Origin of the sequence: Bacillus sp. ISL-78 (assembly GCF_018613455.1) — a bacterium.
In the GTDB taxonomy this organism is placed as follows: domain Bacteria; phylum Bacillota; class Bacilli; order Bacillales; family DSM-1321; genus Peribacillus; species Peribacillus frigoritolerans.
The window spans coordinates 379,574-403,800 of the sequence record NZ_JAGGQC010000002.1; the positions used below are offsets into that span (position 1 = coordinate 379,574).

Here is a 24,227-nt window from a genome sequence, read left to right on the forward strand (position 1 = left end):
ATTACCTTGTCAATTCTTCATCCTGCTTAATGTAATCCTCCACCTTGATGAACTCCGGCGAGGTATGTGTGGCCATGATGCCATGATAACTGATATCCAACCCAAGTTCTTCTTCTTCTTCAGTCGATCTTATCGGCAGCCAAACATTTATAATCTTAAAAACAAGCCAAGTCACTGAAAAGCCCCAGATGCATAACACCACTAATCCTAATATTTGAACTCCGAGCAAATGCCATCCCCCGCCGGCAAACAATCCGTTTTCAGTGGAGAAAAGCCCTACCGCTATCGTCCCCCACATTCCTGATGCCGCATGAACAGGAAAGGCACCGACCGGATCATCGATTTTCCGGGCTTCCAACCAATTTGTTGCAGCTAACATCAACATTCCAGAAACTGCTCCAATCAGCAACGCCGCCAGGTCACTAACGAATGCACATCCAGCTGTAATCCCGACAAGACCAGCAAGTGAGCCATTGATGACTGAAGGTGCATCCGAGCGTCCATATCTAAACAGTGTATAAAGCAGGGTAACCGCTCCCCCTGATGCAGCTGAGAGCATCGTGACAATGGCAATATGTCCAATTCGGACATCTGTAGCTTGCAAGGTGCTTCCTGCATTAAATCCAAACCAGCCAAACCATAAAAGGAATGCCCCGACAGATGCCAAAGGGAGATTACTCGGCAGCGAAATGGAGCTGGTCCCCCTTGAAGTGAATTTACCTGCTCTCGGCCCGATAACAATGGCAGCCGCAAGTGCTGAAAAACCGCCTAGTGCATGAATGACAGCAGACCCTGCGAAGTCCTGCATGCCCATCCTACTTAACCATCCGCCACCCCATAACCAGTGACCGGCAATCGGATAGATGAATGCTGTCATCATTACGACAAAAATAAGATACGCCCGAAAATTGATCCTTTCCGCAACTGCTCCCGAAACGATGGAAATGACGGCGATGACGAATGCCCCTTGAAATAACCAATATGCATCCATGGAAATCGAAAGGTCGACGTGCGACAAATCACCTTTCAGCAGAAAGCCACTTGCCCCGATAATTCCAAATACATCCTTTCCATACATCAAGCCAAAACCAACGACGAAATAACAAAGCGTTCCGATCGTAATATCGGCAAAAACCTTCATGATGATGTTCACATTATTTTTCGTACGGACGAACCCTGCCTCCAATAAGGCAAACCCGCCCTCCATCAATAGTATCATGGCTGCTGTAAGAACCACCCAAATCGTATCCAAGCCAGCGTTTAACGTTTCTAGATTCATCTCGGCGTTCCCTCCGCTTTCTGCCAGGCCATTATTTCTTTAATGATGTCTGATGGTAAATTCATTTCCTTTTTTTCTGGTTCAGCCTCAAGTAAACCGATCACCTCATTTAATAAAGCGACCCGCTGTTTTATTTTCTCGATTTGTTTATATCTATCGTTCACATTCACCAAATGTTCAACCGCCTGGTGATGACTTGGGGCACGCCCTGTAAAAAAACGTTTAAATGGTGACAGGGATTGATACCAAGCTTCCTCAGCTCGTCGTTTTTGCTCATATTTATGAATTTTACCTTTGATCGATTCAATTTCCGACTCCTGTTTGCTTTTGTGGAATAGCAGTCCTTTCATCACTTCTTCAGATGAAATTTCAATAACAACCCTACTATATAAATCGTCCATAATATAAATGTCACATCACCTCACGTAACAACGTTATGTTTTCTACAATTATATTTAAAATTCTGAATTCGGTCAATGATTAAACAATAAAAACGAATTGTACAACGAAAAAAGAGGATTAAATCAATGAATTCTGCCTGTTGTTTTAATCAAACGTTTGATTAATGGAAGGAGCTAATCACTTGATTCCCACTCATAGATATATTTGGAAGGTATAGATAATCGTTTTTTCCCCACTCTAATAAGGCAGTTAAAAACTAGGGGGTTCATACATGACAGTTATAAACGATGTCAAAACAACTATAGCAGGGTTAAAAAGCGCTCAAGCGAGCTTTGAAACCTTCGCCCTTTCAACAGATAATGAGCAAGCCAAACAATTGTACCAACAAGCTGCCCAACAAACACAAACGATCGTCGACAGCATCACTCCTCGCATAGAAGAGATTCAAAACGAGGAACCTCAATATAAACAATGATCATCCATATAAAAAAGGTTGGTTAAAGCAACCAGCCTTTTTTATATCTTTCCATAACCAAGAATAAAATCTTCATTCCTTTTTCTATATCAAAAAATAATGAAGAGCAAAATCTTTAAGCCAATCCCAAACTACCAAAGGGTTACATACCTGACTTGAACTGCTGACAATCAAGCTAATGAATCAGTACGGGTCCCAGATGAAAAAGCTGTAATTATGATCGACTGCCACTTAAAAATCATCGTAGAAGATCGTTTTGAGAATTACGATTGTCCTGGACTTCAGAAAGACTTTTTACGCCGAATGATTTGATACACAAGGATGTTAAATGATAAAAAGTAAAAGCTGACTGCTTTATCTCCGGATTTTGTTTGACCGAATTGGCCGCTTTGTTACTTTCAGGTTGCGGTGATACTGCAGCCATTGAATAATGGGCCAAAGGTTTCGTGGCTGTACTATATTCAAATTGGCTGAAGGATTTTTATGTTATTCCTTTGTTTAATCTTACTGACAATACTCATACAATGGGGTGGTTTAATAATGCTTACGGGGCATCGCACATGGGTGTTTGATCAAAAGCCTGTCATCGTCTCCACAGGAACCGTTGGCGGTCCATTTGAAGCAGACGGTTTGCTTGCGGATGATTTCGATCTTCTTCATTCTGATTTATGGATCAACCAAGATACCTATGAAAAAGCACATAAAGTCTTATTGGAGGAAGCGAGTACAAAAGCAATCGAGAAGGCGGGTCTACAAAAGGAACAGATACAATTTTTCCTAGGAGGCGACCTAATCAATCAAATAACCCCTACCAGTTTTGCCTGTCGAACACTAGGAACACCTTATCTCGGCTTATTTGGCGCCTGCTCCACTTCCATGGAGGGACTGGCTCTTGGTGCCTACCTTGTCAACACCAAAGGGGCAGAGTACTTATTGACAGGAGCATCAAGCCATAACGCTGCAGTGGAAAAGCAATTTCGCTATCCAACTGAATACGGAGGGCAAAAACCTCCGACAGCCCAATGGACCGTTACGGGGGCAGGAGTGGCTTTATTAAGCAGTGCCGGGGAAGGCCCAAGGGTCACTTCAGCTACGATAGGCCGTGTCATCGACATGGGATTGACCGATCCTTTCAATATGGGAGGTGCCATGGCTCCGGCCGCTGTAGATACGATTGAAGCACATCTAAGAGAAAGAAACCTCGACCCATCCTATTATGATTTGATAGTGACTGGGGATTTAGGAAAGATTGGACATGAAGTTTCATTGGAAATATTTAAAAAACATGGCACGCCGATTAAAGAAGAGCAATATAAAGATTGCGGTTTAATGATATACAGGGATGGTCAACCGGTCCTGGCCGGGGCAAGCGGCCCCGGATGTTCCGCAACCGTCGTTTATGGTCATTTATTAAATCGCATGAAAAAAGGAGAAATTAAACGATTGCTCGTCGTGGCTACCGGTGCCTTACTATCTCCCCTATCCTTTCAACAAAGTGAGACGATTCCATGCATCGCCCATGCCGTATCGATTGAATATGACGGAGAAGCACAAAACTAAGGGTTGATGTTTGAATTGAACATACAACTGCTCATATTGGATGGATATTCTTGGCTGCGGAGATTGTTTCTGTAGCGTTAGCGGATGTGAAAAGCATCGATTGATCGGTTGTTGCCGTTGAACCAGTGACTGGATAACAGCTGCTCATGGTTCCGAGTCATTATTATAGATCAAAAAAGATAAGGAGGTTGCTGCATGACGATAGCTTCCAATGTCAAACAATGTGTCTCCAGCCTAAAAGGAATTGAAGCAGGCTTATCCAGCTTAGCACTCAGGACTCAAGATGATGAATCTAAACGGATTTTGCATGAAACGATGCTGGTGGTTAATGAAGTTAGGAAGGATGTACAGAAGCGCGTGGGCGAGTTAGAACGGGAAGAACCACAATATAAAGGTTTTTAATGATCAAGCAGGAGGTGTTTCGGTAATGCCGGGTTGGTTAGAAATTGTTTTGCGTTCATTTTTCTTTTTAATTGTTCTTTTTTTAATCACTAAAGTATTAGGAAAAAAACAATTGTCCCAGCTTTCCTTTTTTGAATATGTAACGGGCATAACCATCGGTAATGTTGGGGCAGAATTAGCTACAAAAGTGGAGGGCAATATTTTACATGGCGTTCTGTCCATTCTTGTTTTTGCCATAGCACCTTTCATTGCAGGATTAATATCCTTAAAAAGTAAAACATTCCGTGATCTTGTGGAAGGAAAAGCATCGGTTTTCATCAAAGATGGGAAAGTCATGGAAGATAATTTAAAAAAAGAGAAATATACCATCGATGAATTGCTGGGATTGCTCCGAAAAAAGGATGTCTTTGATATTTCTGAAGTTGAGTTTGCCTTATTGGAAGCCAATGGGGATTTTTCCGTAATGTTAAAGAAGCAAAATCAACCTGTAACACCTAAGGACCTTAACCTGCCAGTGGCTGCAGTAAAGGAGCCACAAACCATAATAATGGATGGCCGTATACTTGATGAACCACTTTCCACGATTGGTCTGAACCGAAATTGGCTTCTTACTGAACTGGATAAGTTGGGGGTAATCCTCGATAATGTTTTTCTTGGTCAGGCCAATTCTAATGGAGAATTAACTGTGGACCTTTTTGATGATAAACTTAAAGTTCCTTCTCCTCAAGAAAAACCTCTTTTGCTCGCGACCTTGAAGAAGTGCCAAGCGGACTTGGAGTTATTTGCACTTGGAACTGAATCAAAAGAAGCTAAAGAGATGTTTAGCAAAAATAGCGAGAAGCTGCAAAAGGCAATAGATAACGTAATCCATATCTTAAGGAACTGATTATATATTCATTCCCTCACTTTCATAAGCGATGTGACCAGTCCAATGATCACGATCGTCACACATGAAAAAAGAAAAATTTCGATACCTAAGGTGAATGCTGCAGCTGAAATGATTAATGTATCTATGACGATAATCGCCAAAGCAATATCCATGGAGGTAGATTTTGAGATGATTTTGGCTAGCATATCCGTCCCCCCGCTGCTTGTCTCATATCGAAGCATGAGTCCTATGCCCATCCCTATGATGACACCGCCAATCAAAGAGCTTGTCAGTATTGAAATGGAAAAAACCTTTTTCAATGGATTAAGCCAATCCATAAAAAGGGATGTCAAAAGCAATCCGTGAACGCTGCTATAGAAAAAAGGGCGTTCATAATACCAGGCATATAAAAATATAGGAATGCTAAGGACCAACATGGATAGTCCCGTTTGAAAACTAAAGAAATAATGAAGGATGAGTGCAATCCCAATTACGCCGCCATCTATTAAATGATGAGGAACCAAAAATCCATTTATTCCAATGCCCACCAAAAAGCTACCAACAATGACAGCCACCGCTTTTTGAAAATTAATAAAATCACCTTGCCTCCCAATCCATATATTTCTTAATATATGTCCAAGTCAGAGCGTCAAGAATAATCATGCAAAAAAAAATCCCCCTCCCTTTTCTTCAAATTTAACTACGTGAAAAAGGTCCCGGTCATTTAGACCGAGACCAACAGTTTGTTGACAAAGGGGTTCGGGAACTTATCTTTCTTCAAATATTCTCCCGAAAAAACTGACCAAAAGCAGCCCTGCAACTCCTTTAGGCATGGCTCCTTTCTAACTGTTGTAACTAAGTTGATTGGAGCGGATGTGCGAGAACTCCTAACGGGAAAAGCGCGCCGAAACCCTCAGGCACATGCCGAGGGACGACCTCCCGCAGAGTGTGTGGAGATCGGAAATCAATGTCCATATTGTACAAACATAAAAATGCAGGCCCAGTCAATTAGACCGGGCCCACATTCAATCATTTCAACTCTAATAACACTACATTTTCTACATGCGTCGTCATCGGGAACATATCGACAGGCTGGATATCAACTGCTTTATATCCGCCTTCTTCCAAGATATGAAGATCACGCGCTAGAGTGCCTGGGTTGCATGATACGTATACGACTTTATTAGGCTTCATCTCGATGATCGTATTCAGAAGGGATTCTTCACAACCTTTGCGTGGCGGATCCACCACGATGACATCAGCAGTGTTGCCCTTTTGATACCATTCAGCAATAACGTTACCTGCATCGCCGACCATGAATTCTGCATTTGAGATTTCATTCAATTCAGCGTTGCGCCGTGCGTCTTCGATCGCTTCTTCGACAACTTCGACACCGATTACTTTTTTCGCTTTTTTAGCTAAAAATAAAGAGATGGTCCCAATGCCGCAATAGGCATCTATCACCGTTTCTTCACCAGTCAGCCCTGCATAGTCAAGAGCTTTATCATAAAGGACTTTAGTTTGGTCTGGATTGATTTGGTAGAAGGATTTTGCGGATATCGCAAATTTCACATCACCGATCATATCATGTATCACTTCGTCGCCCCATAGCACAGTCATTTTATCGCCTAAGATAACATTCGTTTTCTTGGAATTCACGTTTTGAACGATGGATTTAACTTGTGGAAGACGTTCAACGATTTCCTTCACGATGGTTTCGATGAAAGGGATACTTTTCGTTCTAGTAACAAGAACAATCATTAATTCCCCTGTTTGCTTGCCATAACGGGCCATGATGTGGCGCAATACACCTTTATGTGCCTCTTCATTGTAAGCAGGGATACCAAGTTTACTGAAAATCTCTTTAACGACTTGAACGGCTTCATTAATCACTTCATTTTGGATAATGCTTTCTTTCGTTTCAACGATTTCATGTGTCCGCGGCTTGAAGAATCCTGCTATTAGCTTGCCATCCTTTTCACCAACAGGCACTTGCGCTTTATTGCGATAATGGGTTGGATTCTCCATCCCGATGATCGGGTGAACCTTCACATCCTCAAGTTTCCCAATGCGTGTCATCACTTCACGTACTTGCTTTTCCTTGTATTCCAACTGCCCTTCATAGCTCATATGCTGCAGCTGACAACCACCGTACTTATGGTAGTCTTCAGTCGTGACCTCAACCCGGTATGGACTGTTTTCGATAATCTCCATCAAGCGTCCGAAGCCATAACCCTTATTAGCCTTCATCACTTTGATTTTTGCTTTTTCTCCTGGAAGGGCGCCCTGAACAAAGATCGGGTAGCCATCGACTTTAGCGACGCCAGCTCCTTCATGTGTTAAATCTTCAAATAAAACCTCTACTATATCATTTTTAGCAACTGGTGCTGTTTTTTTCATATCATCTTCTCTTTTCTTTTTTATGCTAGCCTGTATTTTACCACAATAGAGGCCATGCCACAAAACCACTCACCAATTTACCCTGGTTTTCATAAAAATATAGTGGAAGGAATTACGGATTTTTCATAGTTCCATGAATAAAAGTTCAATAAAAAAAGAAAAATAAGGAAAAACAAAAGAGGTGAGGAAATGGGTTTATTTAACTCTATATCGGCCTGGAATGCTACAAGGATTGAAAAACATCGAGCGAGTATGGAGGAAAAAGGCCTCTGTCCGGATTGTTACGGACGTGGATACAGCTCCTTCGTACCGACGGAATATCATTTTTCCGATATACACGACTGTCCCGGCTGTAATGGCACCGGAGCTTACGCTGATTGGGCAGCCATGAATGGGCAGCAAATGTAACCGCATACAATACCAAACTTCATACGGCTAAAAAGGACCCCCTGTTAAACAGGAGGTTCTTCTATTTCCTTTACCATATAGCGAAATTCATGACCGCTAATCGTAATGGTTTTAATTTCCACATAACCCAATCTGCCATAGAGACGATTCGCCGCTTCATTTTCCTTTTCAACAACCAAAGAAACCCTTGGATATCCCTTATGTTTAGCATACCCCTCAACATATTGAATCAGTGCACTGCCAATACCTTTTCCTTGAAAATCCGGGTCAACGGATACTGTATCCAAATAAAAGTCTCTCATTTCCGCTTCCTTATCGAGCGTAACACTTGGGTCTTTCATCTTCATCCTTAATTGTTTCACTATCGGTTCATCCAAGCTTTCGGCATCCTTGCCATGGTAAGCAATGATCAATCCAGATACCTGTCCATCATGTTCACTGACAAGCGTATTTTCATAGCTGACCCGGTTCCCACTTTTCCTGAACAAATCGGCAAGAACGGAAAGTATTCTTTCTTCTTCCGTTTCACCAGTCAAAACCTCTGCAATTTCCTTAATCGCTAACCGGGTCAATATGGCTGCCTTTTCTGCATCCTCCGGTGTCGCTTTCCTGATATACATATTTGTAATTCTCCTTGCTTCATTAAATTGAAAAGGCCACCAGATTCAGTGGCCACTTCAATCTATTTATTTGCCGGATCATCCGGCAGTATTCCTTGCGGGATGAATACATCAAAATGGCGGTACTGATTTACGAATTCAGCTGGGGCCATCCCGCCAAATTCTCCATCCAAGTTAAGCATCATATCCTTTTTGGCCTGTACTTTAATTCGATTGGCTTTTTCATAAATGACGTTTTTATCATGGATATGCTCACCGCGCATTGCCAATGTTGCTACACGAACAATATCAGCCAGGTTTGCCTTTTTTAAAATAAGCAACGTGAACATACCATCATTCAAAGAGGCGTCAGGGGCCAGTTTCTCGAAGCCGCCGACCGAATTCGTGTTAGCCACCAAGAAAAGCATGATCTCCCCTTCAAAAAGCTTTCCATCATATTCAATAGAAACTTCCGTCGGCTTAATTGAAGGAAGCATTTCAATTCCTTTAATATAGTAGGCTAGCTGACCAAGCATGGTTTTCAGCTTGATTGGCACGTCGTAGGTCAATTCGGTCAACCTGCCCCCGCCAGCAATATTGATGAAATACTTATCGTTCATTTTCCCGATATCGACCGGCATCGTATGCCCGCCGGCTATAATTTCGGCCGCTCCTTCGATCGACTTCGGTAAATGCAGCGCCCGGGCGAAATCATTGGTCGTTCCCGTCGGGATGATTCCTAGTTTCGGACGTTTCTCTGCAGTGGCCAGTCCATTAACAACCTCATAAATCGTGCCGTCGCCCCCTGCTGCAATAACTACATCATAGCCGCGTTCAATCGCTATCTTTGCCGCTTTCGTCGCATCCCCGGCACCGGTCGTCGCATGTGCAGAAGCTTCATAACCAGCTTCTTCAAGTTTTGCAAGCACACCTGGCAGGCTCTTCTTAATGGCTTCCCGGCCCGAAGTCGGGTTGTAAATCAACCTTGCTCTTTTCATTTCCCATCATCCTTATACATATTGATTCCATAATTTACATCTTAATCCTTCGTTACATGAAAAGCAATATTCGAAAAAAAGAGGACCGTATTTCGGTCCATATCTTTTACAATTTACTAGAAATCGCATCAGGGAAAATTATAATGCTTTTTACAATTTTATTCTAGTAAATGATTTCATTCATGGATATTGAACGTTCACGTTAAATGTATCGGTAACCGTTAAAGTATGTTTCCCATCACCAGTATTGAATATCCCATTCTTTTTTACAATGCCTTCATCACTTGTTCCTTTTTTCACTTCTGTCATCTCCCAGCCGCTCTCGGGCCCTTCAAGTTCCTCGACCCCTCTAGCATCTATCTTGATATCACTATTATCCTGAAGGACTACACTTAGATTTCCGCTGTCCTTCACACTCCAGTCATTCAAGAGCTTTCTAGGCTTCAAGACAAGATCGGTACTTTGACCGTCCATCTCCACTGCCAACTCAGCAGGGATTATAAGGGTTGCCTTAAGATTCCTTATTCCACTATCTAAAAGTCCATTTTGACTCGGTAAATCCTTGAAGCTAATATAAAGAGTATCACCATTTCTTTCAACAAGTAAATAATCTTCCGCACTTTTCAACAATGAATCATCATCTTCCATTACCCGCTCACCATATGTTCCAAAAACAGAAACTTCTCCGTCCTTACCACTTTCAATGGTCAATGGGTATGAACCAGTGTCCAGGACAACTCTCTGTATGCCCTTTCCTGCCTTTTGATTGAAACCAGGCAAATTGACCGTTTTCTCTTCACTATTAATGGCAGCCCTAACTTGATCCAACAATCCGCTGGATGTAAGCAGAATTAAAACTATTCCCGTCGTTCCGAGCAATCCGACGAAAAGAATGCTAAGAATATCATACTTTACAAAAGAACTTTCTTTTCTGGAAAAATAAATATAAAAGAGAATCTCTGCACCCAAGATAATGAACAGCAACGGCCACCATGATAGCAGAATCGTCGTCAAATTCATATCCGCATTTTGAGAAACGAGTAAAACCAAACCCAAACCAACCAGGGAGATTCCCATTGAAATCGTTCCGACTCTCCATGTTCTCATTTTGTATCCTCCTTGACGCTCCCTTTTTTACTTCCCGACAGCAATTTGATTCCCCCGCCTATGAGAAGGATGCATACAAGGCCTTTTTGAAAATAATCTCTAAACCAATACTCCAAGTTGCTTCCAATCCATTCATCCAAATGAGGGGCAATGGCCGGGACGATTATATTACTGGCCAAGAAATAGATTCCAATTCCCATCAACCCCAATCCTAGCCATTTTTGGTGATTGACCATACCCGAAATGATGGGCGTATCTTCTACTGGTCCCTCTTCCATTTTCGATGCTTTTTGCAATCCATCAAAAAAACCATAAAACCAGATAATCGGAATAAGGAAAAAGAAGAAACCCAACCGGAGTAAATCCAGTATGTAAATGGCGAATAAAAAGCCGGCCATCAATTGTATCCCGCGTTTTTGAAGCCCCAAATATAAGTGACCTGCACCAGGGAAAATAGCGAATAAAGTCGCGACCGCTTTACTCTTCTTCCCGGATTCCCGTCTCTCCTCGAAATCTTCCAAAATGGTCCGATCGATAAGCTCCTCACCTCTTTGCTTTTTATTCAGCTGTTGAACAGAATCAAAAAAGCTGTAAATCCAGATAACAGGCAATAGTGCCATGAATATTAACAGGCCTTCCATTTGTGTCATCACACTGATGAATATCACCATGATGCCAAAGCCTAAAAAGCTGATGAGAAAAATGAGCCCACGGTTCATGAGGCCTAGCTGAAAATGCCCTAACCCAGGAACGAATGAAAGGATGATTACATAAAACCTTTCCGCTTCCGGCGGATTTGCCATTCCCTCCACATCCTCTTCACTTTTAGGATTCCTCAGTGAGGTGACCACCAAATCAAATATACTGATGAAATAAAACACCATTCCAATAACGGAAAATGCCAGAAACGCATCCGATTGACTGATCAAAGAAAGGAAAAGACCTCCAAGCCCCAATCCAGCTGTGGCAAGAAAATAAAATAGCCCTTTATATTGCCTTCCTAGGTAAAAATGTCCGAAACCTGGCAGAAAGGATAATAAAAAAGCTAATACCGGACTTTTATTCATTTCTAAACCCCTCCTTATTTTTCTTTTCGATTGTATCCATCCATGTAAATGTTTTATCAATAAGGTCCTCGGTCAAGGACTGCGTTTTCTTATCACTGCTTGATTCCACAGAATCAACGTATTCTGTCAATGATTGAAATACTCCGCCTGCCATTAATAAAATCGTAAATCCAGCCGCAATCAGGTAATGCCTTGTGATTGTCCGAAGTGACTTCTCTTTTCGGTGTTGCAAAGACTCTTCAACAGAGCCGCCTTTCAATCGGCTTATCGAGTCCATGACTGGACCTGCAATATCAAATCCTTCAATGTCCAGACTTGTTTCTTCTTTTTCCATCGCTTCCATATAGACGGACAAACACTTGTCACAGGAGTATAGATGATTTTCATATTCAATTTTTAGAGCCTGTGGTATTTCATCTGCCAAATATGCAACCCATTCTGCCTCTGAAACATGATTCATGAAAAATCCTCCTCTTTCCAATGTTTTCTCATCCAATTTCTTGCCCGGTATAGCTTTACTTCTACAGATTTCACTTGAATCTGCTGTTCATCTGCCATTTGCTTGAATGTCTTTTGCTTTATGTAATAGCCATATACAACGTCCCGATATCCCTCTGGAAGGTCATTCAGCTTCCGTAATACTTGCTTTCGCCTTTCATTCCGAAAAAATACTGCTTCGACATCATCCGTTAAGCCCAAATTAGCTTCCGATGAATGTTCGTCCTGTAATTCTTCCTTTTGGCGTTCCCTCTTTCTCTTTAGATCGATTGCATGATTGACCGCAATTCGGGTAATCCAAGTTTTGAAGCCTTGGTTCTTATATTGGGGAAGTGAAGTGTAGATTTTGATAAAGACTTCCTGGGTAACATCTTCTGCATCCTTTTGATTCCGCAAGACGGAATGGACGGTTCTATAAATCGTCTGTTTATAAGTTTCAATCAACATCCGGAATGCATGATCATTCCCAGCCCTTACCTTCTCAACTAAATCATCGGACACTTCTCTTCCCCCTTTCCTGATAAACATTCATGTAATAGACGACACAAAAAGGAGTTACCCCTACAGATAACTCAAAAAAAATAAAAATTATTTTCCCGCTTACTATTTTTCTAAGTAAACTCTTTCCTTAATCAAGAGAAAACCGTACCACTTTAACAGTGATACGGTCAATATTAACGTTTATTGATTTCTTCCACCAAAATTTTATTAACAAGTTGTGGATTGGCTTGTCCTTTTGTCGCTTTCATAATCTGCCCGACAAGGAAGCCGATTGCCTTTTGTTTACCGGCTTTAAAATCTTCAATGGATTGTGGGTTATTATTCAATGCTTCTTCAACGGCTGCACGCAATGCGCCTTCGTCGGAAATTTGGACTAGTCCCTTCTCCTTGACGATCGTTTCAGCATCCCCGCCGTTTTCAATCAATTCTTTGAAGACCTTTTTAGCGATTTTAGACGAAATCGTGCCATCTTCAATCAGCTTGATCATTCCAGCCAATGATTCAGCAGTCAATTTGACATCATGCAGCTCTTTGCCTTCTGCATTCAAGAAAGCGGAAACCTCACCCATGATCCAGTTAGATGCTAGTTTTGCATCGGCACCTGAAGCAACTGTCGCTTCAAAGAAATCAGCACTTTCTTTCGTTACCGTTAAAACGGCTGCATCATATTCAGGTAAGCCAAATTCTTCGACATAGCGTTTTTTCCGGGCATCCGGAAGTTCCGGAATTTCGGCAGCGATACGAGCTTTCCATTCTTCATCGATATGGATCGTCAATAAGTCCGGTTCCGGGAAATAACGATAATCATCGGAGCCTTCCTTAATTCGCATTAGTACGGTTCTGCCTGTAGCTTCGTCGAACCGGCGAGTTTCCTGTTCGATTATGCCGCCTTCATTCAAGATTTCCGCTTGTCGGATTTCTTCATGCTCCAACCCTTTGCGAACGAAGTTGAATGAATTCAAGTTTTTCAATTCGGTTTTCGTACCGAATTCTTTTTGGCCGACAGGTTTCAAGGAAATGTTAGCATCACAACGAAGTGAGCCTTCTTCCATTTTACAATCGGAAACGCCCGTGTATTGAATGATGGATTTCAGCTTTTCCAAATAAGCATACGCTTCTTCCGGGGAAGTGATATCCGGTTCGGATACGATTTCAACAAGAGGCGTACCTTGTCGGTTATAATCGCAAAGCGAATAGTTCCCTTTATGTGTCAGCTTTCCAGCGTCCTCTTCCATATGAATGCGGGTAATGCCAATTTTCTTTTTCTTGCCGCCCACTTCGATTTCAATCCAACCATGTTCACCGATCGGTTGATCGAACTGTGAAATTTGGTATGCTTTAGGATTGTCCGGATAAAAATAGTTTTTCCGGTCGAATTTCGTAACTTCCGCCACTTCGCAATTCAGGGCAATTGCAGCCTTCATTGCAAAATCAACAGCCTTTTTATTGACGACAGGCAATACACCTGGGTAGCCTAGGTCAATTACAGTCGTGTTACTATTTGGAGCGGCACCAAAATGATTTGGGCTCGCTGAGAAAATTTTAGAATCCGTTTTTAATTCTACGTGTACTTCTAGACCAATCACCGTTTCAAAGTCCATTATTTTCACCCCTTACAGCTTAGGAAATTGTTTATGAAAATCTGTTGCTTGCTCAAATGCGTGAGCCGCGCGGTAAATCGTGCTTTCATCAAAATGCTTCCCAATCATTTGCAGTCCAAGCGGAAGACCATTCGCTGCGAATCCACATGGCACGGATATACCCGGTACGCCAGCAAGATTGACTGGAATCGTCAGGATATCATTCGCATACATCGTTAATGGATCGTCGACTTTTTCACCAATTTTAAATGCAGGCGTAGGTGTAGTCGGCCCAACGATTACATCGTATTTTTCAAAGACATCTTCAAAGTCTTTTTTGATTAATGTACGTACTTTTTGAGCCTTTTTATAATAAGCATCATAATAACCGGAACTTAAGGAGAACGTTCCAAGCATGATACGGCGTTTCACTTCGTCACCGAATCCTTCTGCACGGGTTTGCTTATACATTTCTATAAGAGTTTCTGCATTATCTGTCCGATGCCCGTAACGCACACCGTCAAAACGTGAAAGGTTAGCCGAAGCTTCCGATGAAGATAGCAGGTAATAGGCAGCTAAAGCATATTTGGAATGCGGCAAGGAAACCTCTTCCCATTGAGCTCCAAGACCCTCTAATACTTTTAACGCTTCAAGTACGGAATTACGTGCTTCTTCACCAACGCCTTCACCAAGGTATTCTTTAGGCACAGCTATTTTCAATCCTCTAACATCGCCTGTTAATGAATTCACAAAATTCGGCACGTCAACATTAGCAGAGGTCGAATCCATTGGATCTACTCCTGAGATCGCTTCAAGCAAATAAGCGTTATCTTCAACAGTTCTTGTAACAGGGCCGATTTGGTCCAATGAAGACGCAAACGCTACAAGTCCGAATCGGGAAACCCGTCCATATGTAGGTTTTAAGCCGACGACACCGCAATATGCCGCTGGTTGGCGGATCGATCCACCCGTATCGGAACCTAAAGAAAATAGGACTTCACCGGAAGCGACAGATGCAGCTGAACCACCCGAAGAACCTCCTGGCACATATTCCGTGTTCCAAGGGTTGCGTGTTGCTTGAAATGCGGAGTTCTCATTTGATGAACCCATGGCAAACTCATCCATATTCAATTTCCCGATCGTAACCGTTTCTGCCTTCTGTAGCTTTTGAACAACAGTTGCATCATAGATTGGATCAAAGTTCTCCAAAATTTTGCTCGCGCAAGTCGTACGCAAATTTTTAGTGACAATATTGTCCTTCACTCCGATTGGCATACCAAATAAAGCGCCTTCGTTCTCGCCTTTTACCAATTGATCATCCAATCGTTTTGCTTGATTGCGGGCGTTTTCTTCATCCAGTGTCAAAAATGCCTTCACCTTGTCCTCTACCTGTCCGATTCGCTTATACGATTCGTCCACAAGATCAGTGACACTTATCTCTTTCTTATGTAATCGTTCATGAAGCTCAGAAACCTTTTGTTCGAACAACGACATCATTGTCCCTCCTTATTCAATTATTGATGGTACACGGATATATCCTTCTTTGCTATCCGGTGCATTTTTAACTACTTCTTCTACTGGCAAGCCCGGTTTTGCGACATCTTCGCGCATAACATTCTTCATATCCAAAACGTGAGAAGTCGGGTTTACTTGATCCGTATCAAGCTCATTCAACTGCTCCGCGAATGAAATCATTTGGTCAAGCTGATGCTGAAACTGTTTTGCTTCTTCCTCCGTAATGGCCAAACGGGCCAAATGGGCAACGTGTTTAACTTGTTCCATAGAAATACGTGACATTCTCTTCACCTCCGAAAAAATATCCAAATCGACTGAATTTCGTCGCTTTTCTCCATATAATCATCGTTTAAATCATATCAAACTATTGCACAGTAAAGCAACAAGAGATACAATGTCGAAATTCAATTATTTCTTAAGGAAAAAGAGATATTTTCCGGGAAATATGGGAAAGTTGCCGGAATTTCCGAGGAAATGACAATAAGACTATTAAAATTCGACAAATGCTGCCTTTTTTAAAGAACTTGTTCCCTAAGATGTAAGGGTTTACTATCTTTTATATATCTTTATTCATTGTTAAAGGTTATTTTGACACCCACAAGAAATAGATTCCAGTCAAAAAAAAGGATGAAGCCGCTAAGCTTCATCCTTTTATCATTCGTATATATGAACGGTTGGTTCGTCCTGATTCGCTTCACGGACTATGAGCGCTTCAGGTCCATTTACAGACGTAATAGATACCTGTACGGCAATATAGTTCGGGAAACGTTCCATTATGAGCCCAGCAACATATTGGGTAAAACCTATCGCTTCCGAGTTCCCATAAAATTGAATGGGAATATCGATGTTCAGGCTTTGCAATTGATCATCCATATAGAATGCCCTGCCGATGACTCCGTTAAAGTTAGGGAAGTATTCTTCGACATCTTCCTTAAAGTTCGTGAAAGTATTGACGTCATCACGGTTTTTCTTTTCAGCAGCAGCAGAAGGAAATAGGAAGTACTCTTCGTCCAAGTTCGTCCACTTTCCAATATTGTTAGAGTTTTTATCGATATTTGTATAGGAAATGAAATTCCCAGGGACTACCGAAGACTTTTCATTTTGCTCGAATAAGGCAATCGTAATCGGAACGTTTTTCAGCTTGTCCATTTTACGCAGCCTTTTTAAGACTTCTGCAGCAATTTTTTCCCCTTCTTGCTTTAACTTTTTACTATCTATTTTATTTTCATAGGTGGCACCGAATGCCTCTTTTTGATAGTAATGCACTGAATTCAACGCAAGACCGATTACAACTCCGCCAAGGTTCACTGAATTATCTTTTGTTTTTACCAAGTAATTATGTTCTAAAATATGGGCAAGATAGATCGGATTTTCTTCATTCCGCTTATCAATGTCACCTTTGCCTGGATCAACCGGATTCAAGCCAAGGTTCTCTGAGGCTTTCATTTTCTTTTCTTTCAACTGACTATCGGTATATTTTCTGTTCAGCCAGGAAGATATGGTGGAGCTATCCAGCATTTGCCCCTCTTGAAACAGGTAATCCTCTGGGTCGAATTGGGTTTGCGCCAACCGCATCAATCCATTTTCGAATTCTTCAATGTCGTATCTGGTATTTAAATTGGATACGACCAAACCGCGTGCTTTTGATGGTTCAAACGGTAGGATCGTTTGATAATATTCTTCCGAAATTTTATACTTCGGAATAATTGCCGTTTCTTTTTTGTCTTTGGAGTCTTGAACTACCTCTTGCTTATCCTCGAAACTAGGCGCACATCCAGCAAGAAGCAGTATAAGAATCATCCCCAAAATGGCGTGTTTCCTCATAGCTACACCTCTTATTTATTTAGTTCCTCAATCAGTCTCTCTTCATCCCATACCATGACGCCTAGGCTTTCAGCTTTTTCCAGTTTGGAACCGGCATCTTCACCAGCTACGACCAAATCGGTTTTCTTGCTGACACTTCCAGCAACGTTAGCTCCTAGCGCCTCTAATTTCTCTTTTGCTTCGTTACGTGTTAACTGATGCAGTTTACCCGTTAAAACAACTGTTTTACCGGCAAAAATGGAGTCGATATCTTCTATAGCAACAGCTCTTTGCCCTTTGAAAGTAAGATTCACACCGGCTGCATCCAACTCATTCAATAATGCATGGACTTCTTCCAATTCAAAATAAGCTACGATGGAATCAGCCATCTTATCGCCTATTTCATTGATGGCCGTTAGTTCTTCACGGCTCGCCTTGCTTAAGGCTTCCATCGTTCCGAATTCCCTCGCAAGCGTCTTGGCAGCTTTTGAACCAACATGGCGAATGCCCAGCCCGAATAATAATTTTTCCAACGAGTTGGCTTTCGAAGCTTCGATTGCTTGAAGAAGTTTATTGACGGATTTATCCCCCATCCTTTCCAAAGCAATCAGTTGATCGTATGTAAGCTTATAAATATCAGCCACATCTTGTATGAGTTCTTCTTTAAATAACAAGCTAATCACTTTTTCACCAAGACTGTCTATATTCATTGCTGTACGGGAAACAAAGTGGATCAAGCCTTCCCGTATTTGTGCAGGACACTTCGGGTTGATGCAGCGTAAAGCAACCTCCCCGTCCAGCCGGACAAGTTCACTGCTGCATTCAGGACACTCAGTCGGCATCTGAAACTCGACTTCTTCCCCTGTACGGCGCTCTGCCAGTACATTGACTACCTCCGGAATGATATCACCCGCTTTTTTCACAACCACTTGATCTCCGATTCTGATGTCCTTTTCACGGATTAAGTCTTCGTTATGAAGTGAAGCTCGCTGCACAGTCGTACCTGCTACCCGGACGGGATCCAAAACGGCAGTTGGGGTCAATACACCCGTACGGCCCACATTCAGTTCGATATCCCTTAGGGTTGTAATGACTTCTTCAGCTGGGAATTTATAAGCAATGGCCCATCGAGGGCTTTTTGCAGTAAAACCTAATTCATCCTGCTGTTCAAGGGAATCCACCTTTACGACAATTCCATCAATATCATAGGCTAAGTTTGGACGTTGTTCCGTCCATTCTACTATATAGGCCAGAACTTCCTCTATATTCGAGCATGTTTTTCTTTCCCGATTCGTCTTAAACCCGAGTCGATCCAATAAATCCAGACCCTCGCTATGGGAACGGACCCCCGTTTCCCCTAAATCGGCAATCGCATAAAGGAAAATATCCAAGTTCCGTTTCGCAGCAAGTTTTGGATCAAGCTGCCTTAACGAGCCGGCAGCGGCATTTCGTGGATTTGCAAAGGGTTCCTCACCGCGTTCTTCCTTAGCTTTGTTTAATGCTTCGAAAGATTTTTTTGGCATGAAGGCCTCACCGCGCACTTCTATGGCGACCGGCTCCCGCAACTTCAATGGAATCGACTTGATCGTTTTCAGATTAGCGGTAATATCTTCACCTATCGTTCCATCTCCACGGGTTGCCCCTCTTACGAAATATCCATTCTCATATTGAAGTGTGACGGCAAGTCCGTCAATTTTCAATTCACATACATAGGAAAAATTGTCACCTACAGATTGTCTGACCTTTCTGTCGAAATCCCGTAAGTCACTTTCGTTGAAGGCATTGCCTAAACTAAGCATCGGTGTGGTATGCTCCACCTTTTCAAACATATCCAAAATGGCGCCTCCAACCCGTTGTGTCGGTGAGTCCGCCGTTTGCAGTTCCGGAAATTTCTCCTCATACCCAATAAGTTCACGGAGCAGCCGATCATATTCAGCATCAGGTACTGATGGCTGGTCCATCACATAATATTCATAGCTATATTGGTTCAATAACGTTTGCAGTTCCAGAACTTTCTTCTCTGCAGCTTGTAAGTCCATACGTTCAATCCTTTCTAAAGAAGACTCCACCGCACTTCTTATAGAAGAGCGGTGTCTAAAGTCAGATATCTCTATTCTTTACCAGCAGGAGCATATTAATAGCTTATGCTTTTTCAACTGGTGCAAATTTCGCCAATAGGCGCTTGATGCCGATTGGACTTGGAAAAGCAATATCCAATTCCTTTCCTTCGCCTTCCCCTTTTACGCTCACAACGGTTCCTATACCCCATTTTTTATGGGAGGCACGGTCACCGACAGCCCAGCCAATTTCTTCACCGCCCGTAGCGGATGGTGCAGAAACAGCTTTTCCAAAGGCAGGCACTTTCCTTGTTGAAGCCGTTGAAGGAGACCCGGTTCTCGAAGAACTGAAAGGCGTTTGCCTGGCTCGAGGAGCAGGTTTCGGTTTTAGGTCTTCTAGAAGTTCCTCCGGTATTTCACTGATGAAACGTGAAACGGGATTCATGCTCGTCCGTCCAAACAATGTCCGCATTTGGGCATTGCTTATGAAAAGTTCATTTTCGGCCCTTGTAATTCCCACATAAGCCAGACGGCGTTCTTCTTCCATCTCCTCTTCATCCATAAGCGAACGGCTGTGAGGGAAAACCCCTTCTTCAAGTCCCAATAGAAAGACCACCGGATATTCAAGTCCCTTCGCGGAATGCAATGTCATCAACGTTACCGTATTTGTAGCTTCTTCTTTATTCTCGTCAAGTTGATCTATATCGGCAACCAACGCCAGGTCAGTCAAAAAGCCCACCAATGATTTGTCCTCGCTGTTATCTTCGAATGCTTTCGTAACAGATAAAAACTCATCTATATTTTCAAGCCGGCTTTGTGATTCAATCGTTTTTTCTGCCTGCAGCATCTCACGGTAACCGGTTTTCTTTATGACTTCCTCCACAAGTTCCGTCACGGATAAGTACTCCTGCTGATTTGTATAATTAGTGATCAGCGTATGGAATTCCCTTGCCGCTTTGGTAGCCTTCCCGCTTATCCCTACCATTTCCACAGACTCCAATGCTTTATATATCGAAACATCATATTGATCTGCATAATCTGCCACTTTGTCCATCGAAGTTGCACCAATTCCGCGTTTTGGCACATTGATTACACGGCGAAGGCTAATGTCATCATCAGGGTTCGCAATAAGTCGAAGATAGGCAAGTAAATCCTTAATTTCTTTACGGTCATAGAACTTAGTGCCCCCGACTATTGCATAATTTATATTGGATTTAAGCAGTACTTCCTCCATGACACGTGATTGTGCATTCGTTCTGTAAAGTATGGCTATATCTGAATATTTCCTGCTGCCGTCCTGAACTAATTCATTTATCTTTCCGGCTACGAATTGCGCTTCCCCTTGTTCATTGTCCGCCCGGTAATAGAATATCTTATTGCCATCGGCATTCTCGGTCCAAAGATTTTTCGGCTTACGGTTTTGATTGTTATCGATGACCTTATTCGCCGCTGCAAGGATTTTTTTCGTCGAGCGGTAATTCTGTTCTAGGAAAATCATGTTGGCATTCGGATAATCTTTTTCAAATGAAAGGATATTCGCAATATCCGCACCGCGCCAACGATAGATCGATTGATCGGAATCCCCGACAACACAGAGATTACGGAAACGTGAAGCCAATAGTTTAACAAGCATGTATTGTGCCCTGTTCGTATCTTGGTACTCATCAACATGAATGTATTGAAATTTACGCTGATAATATTCAAGCACCTCAGGTACGAGCTGGAACAATTGAATCGTCATCATGATCAAATCATCGAAATCGAGCGCTGAATTTTTGCGCAGTCGTTTTTGATATTCCGTATAAACATCGGCAGTTACCTTAGTGAAATAATCAGACGCCGTCTTCAGGTACTCTTCCGGCCCGACCAATTCATTTTTCGCTGAACTGATGCTGCCCAAAATGGCACGATAATCGTATTTCTTCGTATCCATATTACGGTCTTTCATGATTTGTTTTATGACCGATTGCTGATCCGTCGTATCCAATATCGAGAAGTTTCTATTAAATCCGATACGGTCGATATCTCTTCGTAGAATACGGACACACATCGAGTGGAAAGTCGATATCCAGATATCTTCGGACGCACCGCCAAGTATGGCACGGATCCTCTCCTTCATCTCACGTGCAGCTTTATTAGTGAACGTGATTGCAAGGATGTTCCAAGGCGCTATTTCCTTCTCGACCATCAAGTAAGCGATTCGGTGAGTCAGCACACGCGTCTTTCCGCTTCCTGCCCCAGCCATGATCAAAAGTGGACCATCTGTTGCTTTCACTGCTTTTTGTTGCTGTTCATTCAACCCTATTAATAATTTTTCCGCTAAATATTGCATTATCACACCACCTATACGAACATTCGTTTCTGTTTTAGTATACTATATTTCTTACATGTTTTCATTTAACTGCCGTAACCGTTGCAAGGGCCACTTTCAAATCTTCATAAACCACATTCCCCACAACGATGACATCCGCAATCTTGGACATCTCTTTGGCCTGTTCAACCGATTTTATCCCACCGCCATAAAATAGTACGGTATCTTCCAAACTCTCTTTGGCCGCTTCCACCATCTGGACATCGCCATAATCACCGCTGTATTCCAAATAAAAGATCGGCAGGTTGAACATCTTTTCTGCCATCATCGCGTATGCACCCACATCATCCATATCCAAATCAGTATTGGCTTTCGTCAATTGGGCCGCCTTGCACTCAGGGTTCAGGATACAGTACCCTTCGACGAAAATTTCATCCCAATTCAAAAGGTATCCGTATTCCTTGACCGCTTGCTGATGCAATTTCATCATCCAATCCGGGTTGGTGCTATTCAGGACACTCGGAATGAAATATAAATCAAACCCCGGGGTCACCGTTTCAACTGAAGAAATTTCCATCACACATGGGACCGTATATCGCCTGACACGTGCCATTAAATGAAGCACATTCTCAAGCGTGATACCATCTGTTCCCCCGACCATGATTGCATCAGTACCGGATTCACAGACTTTCTCAAGGGCCTCATCACTTATTTCTTTATTTGGATCGAGTTTGAAAACATGTTTCCACTCGCGAAAATCGTACATTATAATCCTCCAATCACACTTCCCATTACACCATTATAGCATTAAGATTTTTCATTAAAAAAGAGAAGTATCGATAAAATGTTATTACCAAATGGAACCTTTTAATCTAAAATCCAATATAACATGGATACGGCTGAAAGACAGCCGGCAATGAGCGTGCTCAACACAAAATAAAAAGCCGGGAAATGAATTCCCCAGCTTCTTATTATAATCGAAAGAATTAAGATTCAGTTGTTTCCTCTACGGTATCCTTAATACGGTTCAGAGCCATGGAATAAGCATCATTTCCGTAGTTCAAGCAGCGTTTGACCCTGGAAATCGTAGCCGTGCTTGCACCCGTTTCCGTTTCGATTTTATGATAGGTTTTTCCTTCTTCAAGCATGCGGGCTACTTCAAGACGCTGTGCCAATGATGAAATTTCATTAACTGTGCATAAATCATCAAAAAATCGATAACATTCGTCCAAATCACGCAAGGAAAGGATCGACTTGAACAGCTGATCCGTTTCTTTTCCTCTTAACTTATCAATTTGCATGTTACTCCCCCTCAATTTCATGGGTATCAAAATGAGACGTCTCCTACTAAACCAGGTTCATCCGGAATAATATTGATCCAAGTTTTCCCTGGAATCAACCCTACCTCTTTATCGTTTTTCACTGGTGTAATACGCCCATCCTTACTCACCCATTCTACTTCATTCGCTTTTCCTTTTTGAAGTAAATAACCATTTCCGCCACTTTTCAAGTCGATTTTCCGACGCCCTTTATCGTCGACCACTTGATGAGCAGCCTCAATGATCAATATATTATCCAGTAAAATAGGTTTATTCGATTTATGCTCGACTGTTTGCTCTCCATTCGAATAACGTTTATATTTCTCTTCCGTGGCTTCGTATTCATACTGTACATCATACTCGTCTGATCCGTAGGAAACCTCGGTTTTCAAAGCCGGTTCCCCTTGAAGTCCAGCTGCCTCTTCCTTTGTAAGGAAAGCATAAGGCTCCGGTGCACCATTCAACTCATAACCCTTTTCTTTTGCACCTTTTTCGATATCCTCAAAGGAGGTGTAGGAATTATGCGGTGCTTTTCGATCTGCCGAACGTTGAAACAAAGTACCATCATAATATAATCCGTTCAAGTTATCAATATACCCTTTGTCCAGCATGGTCTTTGCCTCGGGGCTATTCCCATGGCAGACATAGAGGCAATCAAGGCCTTTAGCCAATTCGATATAATAGTCCCTTGCACTCCGAATCGAACCGATTTGGCTTGGCATTTCACTTTGGAAGATAGCTAAAAATCTGGTTATGTCACCTTCTGCGAGCATTTCGTAAACCATATCGGCTTCTGAGAGGCCCGACTGCGGGCGTGCTTCCGGATGATTATTAATCATCACTGCTACAGCCCTTCGCTCGCTGACTGTATCGGTGGCTATACCTGTAAGCGGAAACTCATTGGAAGGTTCATTTTTCTCATCTGTATTTTTGATGACAGCTTGGTCTTTCGGCTTACTGTCATCCAGTGCAGGATCTTCTTTCCTCGAACAGCCTGCCAGCAGTAAAATAGCAATAACGATGAAAAGAACTCTCTTAAAATCCATCTTTCCACTCCTTTGATTTATTAGCCATTTCT

The 24,227-nt window shown here is 42.3% G+C and carries 24 protein-coding genes; 5 read left to right on the forward strand and 19 right to left on the reverse strand.

Annotated elements, in window-relative coordinates; genetic code table 11:
• Position 1: 1 nt before the first annotated feature.
• Together J7I96_RS02235 and J7I96_RS02240 are read right to left on the reverse strand one after the other, a co-directional pair.
• On the reverse strand, positions 2-1,279 hold the full coding sequence (locus tag J7I96_RS02235; RefSeq protein ID WP_214926195.1) for an ammonium transporter: 1,278 nt from the start codon (positions 1,277-1,279) through the stop codon (positions 2-4).
• The gene (locus J7I96_RS02240; protein ID WP_251025411.1) at positions 1,276-1,680 is read right to left on the reverse strand and encodes a hypothetical protein; all 405 of its coding nucleotides are present in this window, start codon (positions 1,678-1,680) and stop codon (positions 1,276-1,278) included. The genes J7I96_RS02235 and J7I96_RS02240 overlap by 4 nt, the downstream gene beginning before the upstream one ends.
• 272 nt (positions 1,681-1,952) lie before the next feature.
• Between J7I96_RS02240 and J7I96_RS02245 the strand changes: the two genes are divergently transcribed.
• The 4 genes from J7I96_RS02245 (at position 1,953) to J7I96_RS02260 (ending at position 5,004) form a co-directional block, all read left to right on the forward strand.
• Positions 1,953-2,156: a DUF1657 domain-containing protein gene (locus J7I96_RS02245; RefSeq protein ID WP_057278507.1), complete on the forward strand. Its 204-nt coding sequence runs from the start codon at positions 1,953-1,955 to the stop codon at positions 2,154-2,156.
• A 540-nt stretch (positions 2,157-2,696) separates the two neighbouring features.
• Positions 2,697-3,716: a stage V sporulation protein AD gene (gene spoVAD, locus J7I96_RS02250; protein WP_214773774.1), complete on the forward strand. Its 1,020-nt coding sequence runs from the start codon at positions 2,697-2,699 to the stop codon at positions 3,714-3,716.
• A 195-nt stretch (positions 3,717-3,911) separates the two neighbouring features.
• Positions 3,912-4,118: a DUF1657 domain-containing protein gene (locus J7I96_RS02255; RefSeq protein WP_057278504.1), complete on the forward strand. Its 207-nt coding sequence runs from the start codon at positions 3,912-3,914 to the stop codon at positions 4,116-4,118.
• Positions 4,119-4,143: 25 nt separating this feature from the next.
• A complete protein-coding gene (locus J7I96_RS02260) occupies positions 4,144-5,004 on the forward strand; it encodes a DUF421 domain-containing protein (protein WP_214773775.1) in 861 nt (286 codons plus the stop codon).
• 8 nt (positions 5,005-5,012) lie between these two features.
• On the opposite strand, the gene J7I96_RS02265 is transcribed toward J7I96_RS02260, so the two are convergent.
• Both J7I96_RS02265 and rlmD read right to left on the reverse strand, forming a co-directional pair.
• Complete coding sequence (locus J7I96_RS02265) at positions 5,013-5,561, reverse strand: YitT family protein (protein ID WP_308110651.1); 549 nt, start codon at positions 5,559-5,561, stop codon at positions 5,013-5,015.
• 454 nt (positions 5,562-6,015) lie between these two features.
• A complete protein-coding gene (gene rlmD, locus J7I96_RS02270) occupies positions 6,016-7,386 on the reverse strand; it encodes a 23S rRNA (uracil(1939)-C(5))-methyltransferase RlmD (RefSeq protein ID WP_133351587.1) in 1,371 nt (456 codons plus the stop codon).
• Positions 7,387-7,575: 189 nt separating this feature from the next.
• Here rlmD and J7I96_RS02275 point away from each other — a divergent pair, with 189 nt between their 5' ends.
• Positions 7,576-7,794, forward strand: coding sequence for a hypothetical protein (locus tag J7I96_RS02275; RefSeq protein ID WP_034306063.1), 219 nt, complete (start codon positions 7,576-7,578; stop codon positions 7,792-7,794).
• A gap of 44 nt (positions 7,795-7,838) precedes the next feature.
• Here the strand turns inward: J7I96_RS02275 and J7I96_RS02280 are convergent, their stop codons facing one another.
• The 15 genes from J7I96_RS02280 to J7I96_RS02350 all read right to left on the reverse strand — a co-directional run bounded on the left by J7I96_RS02280 (position 7,839) and on the right by J7I96_RS02350 (position 24,195).
• Positions 7,839-8,414, reverse strand: coding sequence for a GNAT family N-acetyltransferase (locus tag J7I96_RS02280; protein ID WP_214773776.1), 576 nt, complete (start codon positions 8,412-8,414; stop codon positions 7,839-7,841).
• Positions 8,415-8,476: 62 nt separating this feature from the next.
• Positions 8,477-9,391 carry a diacylglycerol kinase gene (locus J7I96_RS02285; RefSeq protein WP_214773777.1) on the reverse strand — a complete coding sequence of 305 codons (915 nt, stop codon included), beginning with the start codon at positions 9,389-9,391 and terminating at the stop codon, positions 8,477-8,479.
• A gap of 180 nt (positions 9,392-9,571) precedes the next feature.
• Positions 9,572-10,498, reverse strand: coding sequence for a LiaF transmembrane domain-containing protein (locus tag J7I96_RS02290; protein ID WP_214926192.1), 927 nt, complete (start codon positions 10,496-10,498; stop codon positions 9,572-9,574).
• Positions 10,495-11,565: a hypothetical protein gene (locus J7I96_RS02295; RefSeq protein ID WP_214773779.1), complete on the reverse strand. Its 1,071-nt coding sequence runs from the start codon at positions 11,563-11,565 to the stop codon at positions 10,495-10,497. Before J7I96_RS02295 ends, J7I96_RS02290 begins: the two co-directional genes overlap by 4 nt.
• A complete protein-coding gene (locus tag J7I96_RS02300) occupies positions 11,558-12,025 on the reverse strand; it encodes a hypothetical protein (RefSeq protein WP_214773780.1) in 468 nt (155 codons plus the stop codon). Before J7I96_RS02300 ends, J7I96_RS02295 begins: the two co-directional genes overlap by 8 nt.
• Complete coding sequence (locus tag J7I96_RS02305; protein ID WP_311315266.1) at positions 12,022-12,564, reverse strand: sigma-70 family RNA polymerase sigma factor; 543 nt, start codon at positions 12,562-12,564, stop codon at positions 12,022-12,024. The genes J7I96_RS02300 and J7I96_RS02305 overlap by 4 nt, the downstream gene beginning before the upstream one ends.
• Positions 12,565-12,737: 173 nt before the next feature.
• Entirely contained in the window at positions 12,738-14,165 is a 1,428-nt protein-coding gene (gene gatB, locus J7I96_RS02310; protein ID WP_053533587.1) for an Asp-tRNA(Asn)/Glu-tRNA(Gln) amidotransferase subunit GatB, read from the reverse strand.
• A 12-nt stretch (positions 14,166-14,177) separates the two neighbouring features.
• On the reverse strand, positions 14,178-15,638 hold the full coding sequence (gene gatA, locus J7I96_RS02315; protein ID WP_034306080.1) for an Asp-tRNA(Asn)/Glu-tRNA(Gln) amidotransferase subunit GatA: 1,461 nt from the start codon (positions 15,636-15,638) through the stop codon (positions 14,178-14,180).
• 12 nt (positions 15,639-15,650) lie between these two features.
• A complete protein-coding gene (gatC, locus tag J7I96_RS02320) occupies positions 15,651-15,941 on the reverse strand; it encodes an Asp-tRNA(Asn)/Glu-tRNA(Gln) amidotransferase subunit GatC (protein ID WP_034306082.1) in 291 nt (96 codons plus the stop codon).
• 372 nt (positions 15,942-16,313) lie between these two features.
• Entirely contained in the window at positions 16,314-17,483 is a 1,170-nt protein-coding gene (locus J7I96_RS02325; RefSeq protein WP_214773782.1) for a CamS family sex pheromone protein, read from the reverse strand.
• A gap of 11 nt (positions 17,484-17,494) precedes the next feature.
• Complete coding sequence (gene ligA / locus J7I96_RS02330; RefSeq protein ID WP_214773815.1) at positions 17,495-19,501, reverse strand: NAD-dependent DNA ligase LigA; 2,007 nt, start codon at positions 19,499-19,501, stop codon at positions 17,495-17,497.
• Between the two features lie 103 nt (positions 19,502-19,604).
• The gene (gene pcrA, locus J7I96_RS02335) at positions 19,605-21,851 is read right to left on the reverse strand and encodes a DNA helicase PcrA (protein ID WP_214773783.1); all 2,247 of its coding nucleotides are present in this window, start codon (positions 21,849-21,851) and stop codon (positions 19,605-19,607) included.
• A gap of 61 nt (positions 21,852-21,912) precedes the next feature.
• On the reverse strand, positions 21,913-22,596 hold the full coding sequence (pcrB, locus tag J7I96_RS02340) for a heptaprenylglyceryl phosphate synthase (RefSeq protein ID WP_214773784.1): 684 nt from the start codon (positions 22,594-22,596) through the stop codon (positions 21,913-21,915).
• A 220-nt stretch (positions 22,597-22,816) separates the two neighbouring features.
• Positions 22,817-23,131 (reverse strand): YerC/YecD family TrpR-related protein, encoded by a 315-nt coding sequence (locus J7I96_RS02345; protein WP_214773785.1) that lies wholly within the window; start codon positions 23,129-23,131, stop codon positions 22,817-22,819.
• 26 nt (positions 23,132-23,157) lie between these two features.
• Entirely contained in the window at positions 23,158-24,195 is a 1,038-nt protein-coding gene (locus tag J7I96_RS02350; RefSeq protein ID WP_214773786.1) for a DUF3048 domain-containing protein, read from the reverse strand.
• Between the last annotated feature and the right edge of the window lie 32 nt (positions 24,196-24,227).

Coding starts and splice junctions, on each gene's coding strand:
- J7I96_RS02275 (WP_034306063.1), top strand. CDS start 7,576: ATGGGTTTATTTAACTCTATATCGGCCTGGAATGCTACAAGGATTGAA.
- gatB (WP_053533587.1), bottom strand. CDS start 14,165: ATGGACTTTGAAACGGTGATTGGTCTAGAAGTACACGTAGAATTAAAA.
- J7I96_RS02300 (WP_214773780.1), bottom strand. CDS start 12,025: ATGAATCATGTTTCAGAGGCAGAATGGGTTGCATATTTGGCAGATGAA.
- J7I96_RS02345 (WP_214773785.1), bottom strand. CDS start 23,131: ATGCAAATTGATAAGTTAAGAGGAAAAGAAACGGATCAGCTGTTCAAG.
- J7I96_RS02240 (WP_251025411.1), bottom strand. CDS start 1,680: ATGGACGATTTATATAGTAGGGTTGTTATTGAAATTTCATCTGAAGAA.
- ligA (WP_214773815.1), bottom strand. CDS start 19,501: ATGGACTTACAAGCTGCAGAGAAGAAAGTTCTGGAACTGCAAACGTTA.
- gatA (WP_034306080.1), bottom strand. CDS start 15,638: ATGTCGTTGTTCGAACAAAAGGTTTCTGAGCTTCATGAACGATTACAT.
- J7I96_RS02350 (WP_214773786.1), bottom strand. CDS start 24,195: ATGGATTTTAAGAGAGTTCTTTTCATCGTTATTGCTATTTTACTGCTG.
- J7I96_RS02295 (WP_214773779.1), bottom strand. CDS start 11,565: ATGAATAAAAGTCCGGTATTAGCTTTTTTATTATCCTTTCTGCCAGGT.
- pcrA (WP_214773783.1), bottom strand. CDS start 21,851: ATGCAATATTTAGCGGAAAAATTATTAATAGGGTTGAATGAACAGCAA.
- J7I96_RS02245 (WP_057278507.1), top strand. CDS start 1,953: ATGACAGTTATAAACGATGTCAAAACAACTATAGCAGGGTTAAAAAGC.
- gatC (WP_034306082.1), bottom strand. CDS start 15,941: ATGTCACGTATTTCTATGGAACAAGTTAAACACGTTGCCCATTTGGCC.
- rlmD (WP_133351587.1), bottom strand. CDS start 7,386: ATGAAAAAAACAGCACCAGTTGCTAAAAATGATATAGTAGAGGTTTTA.
- pcrB (WP_214773784.1), bottom strand. CDS start 22,596: ATGTACGATTTTCGCGAGTGGAAACATGTTTTCAAACTCGATCCAAAT.
- J7I96_RS02255 (WP_057278504.1), top strand. CDS start 3,912: ATGACGATAGCTTCCAATGTCAAACAATGTGTCTCCAGCCTAAAAGGA.
- J7I96_RS02285 (WP_214773777.1), bottom strand. CDS start 9,391: ATGAAAAGAGCAAGGTTGATTTACAACCCGACTTCGGGCCGGGAAGCC.
- J7I96_RS02280 (WP_214773776.1), bottom strand. CDS start 8,414: ATGTATATCAGGAAAGCGACACCGGAGGATGCAGAAAAGGCAGCCATA.
- J7I96_RS02260 (WP_214773775.1), top strand. CDS start 4,144: ATGCCGGGTTGGTTAGAAATTGTTTTGCGTTCATTTTTCTTTTTAATT.
- spoVAD (WP_214773774.1), top strand. CDS start 2,697: ATGCTTACGGGGCATCGCACATGGGTGTTTGATCAAAAGCCTGTCATC.
- J7I96_RS02325 (WP_214773782.1), bottom strand. CDS start 17,483: ATGAGGAAACACGCCATTTTGGGGATGATTCTTATACTGCTTCTTGCT.
- J7I96_RS02235 (WP_214926195.1), bottom strand. CDS start 1,279: ATGAATCTAGAAACGTTAAACGCTGGCTTGGATACGATTTGGGTGGTT.
- J7I96_RS02290 (WP_214926192.1), bottom strand. CDS start 10,498: ATGAGAACATGGAGAGTCGGAACGATTTCAATGGGAATCTCCCTGGTT.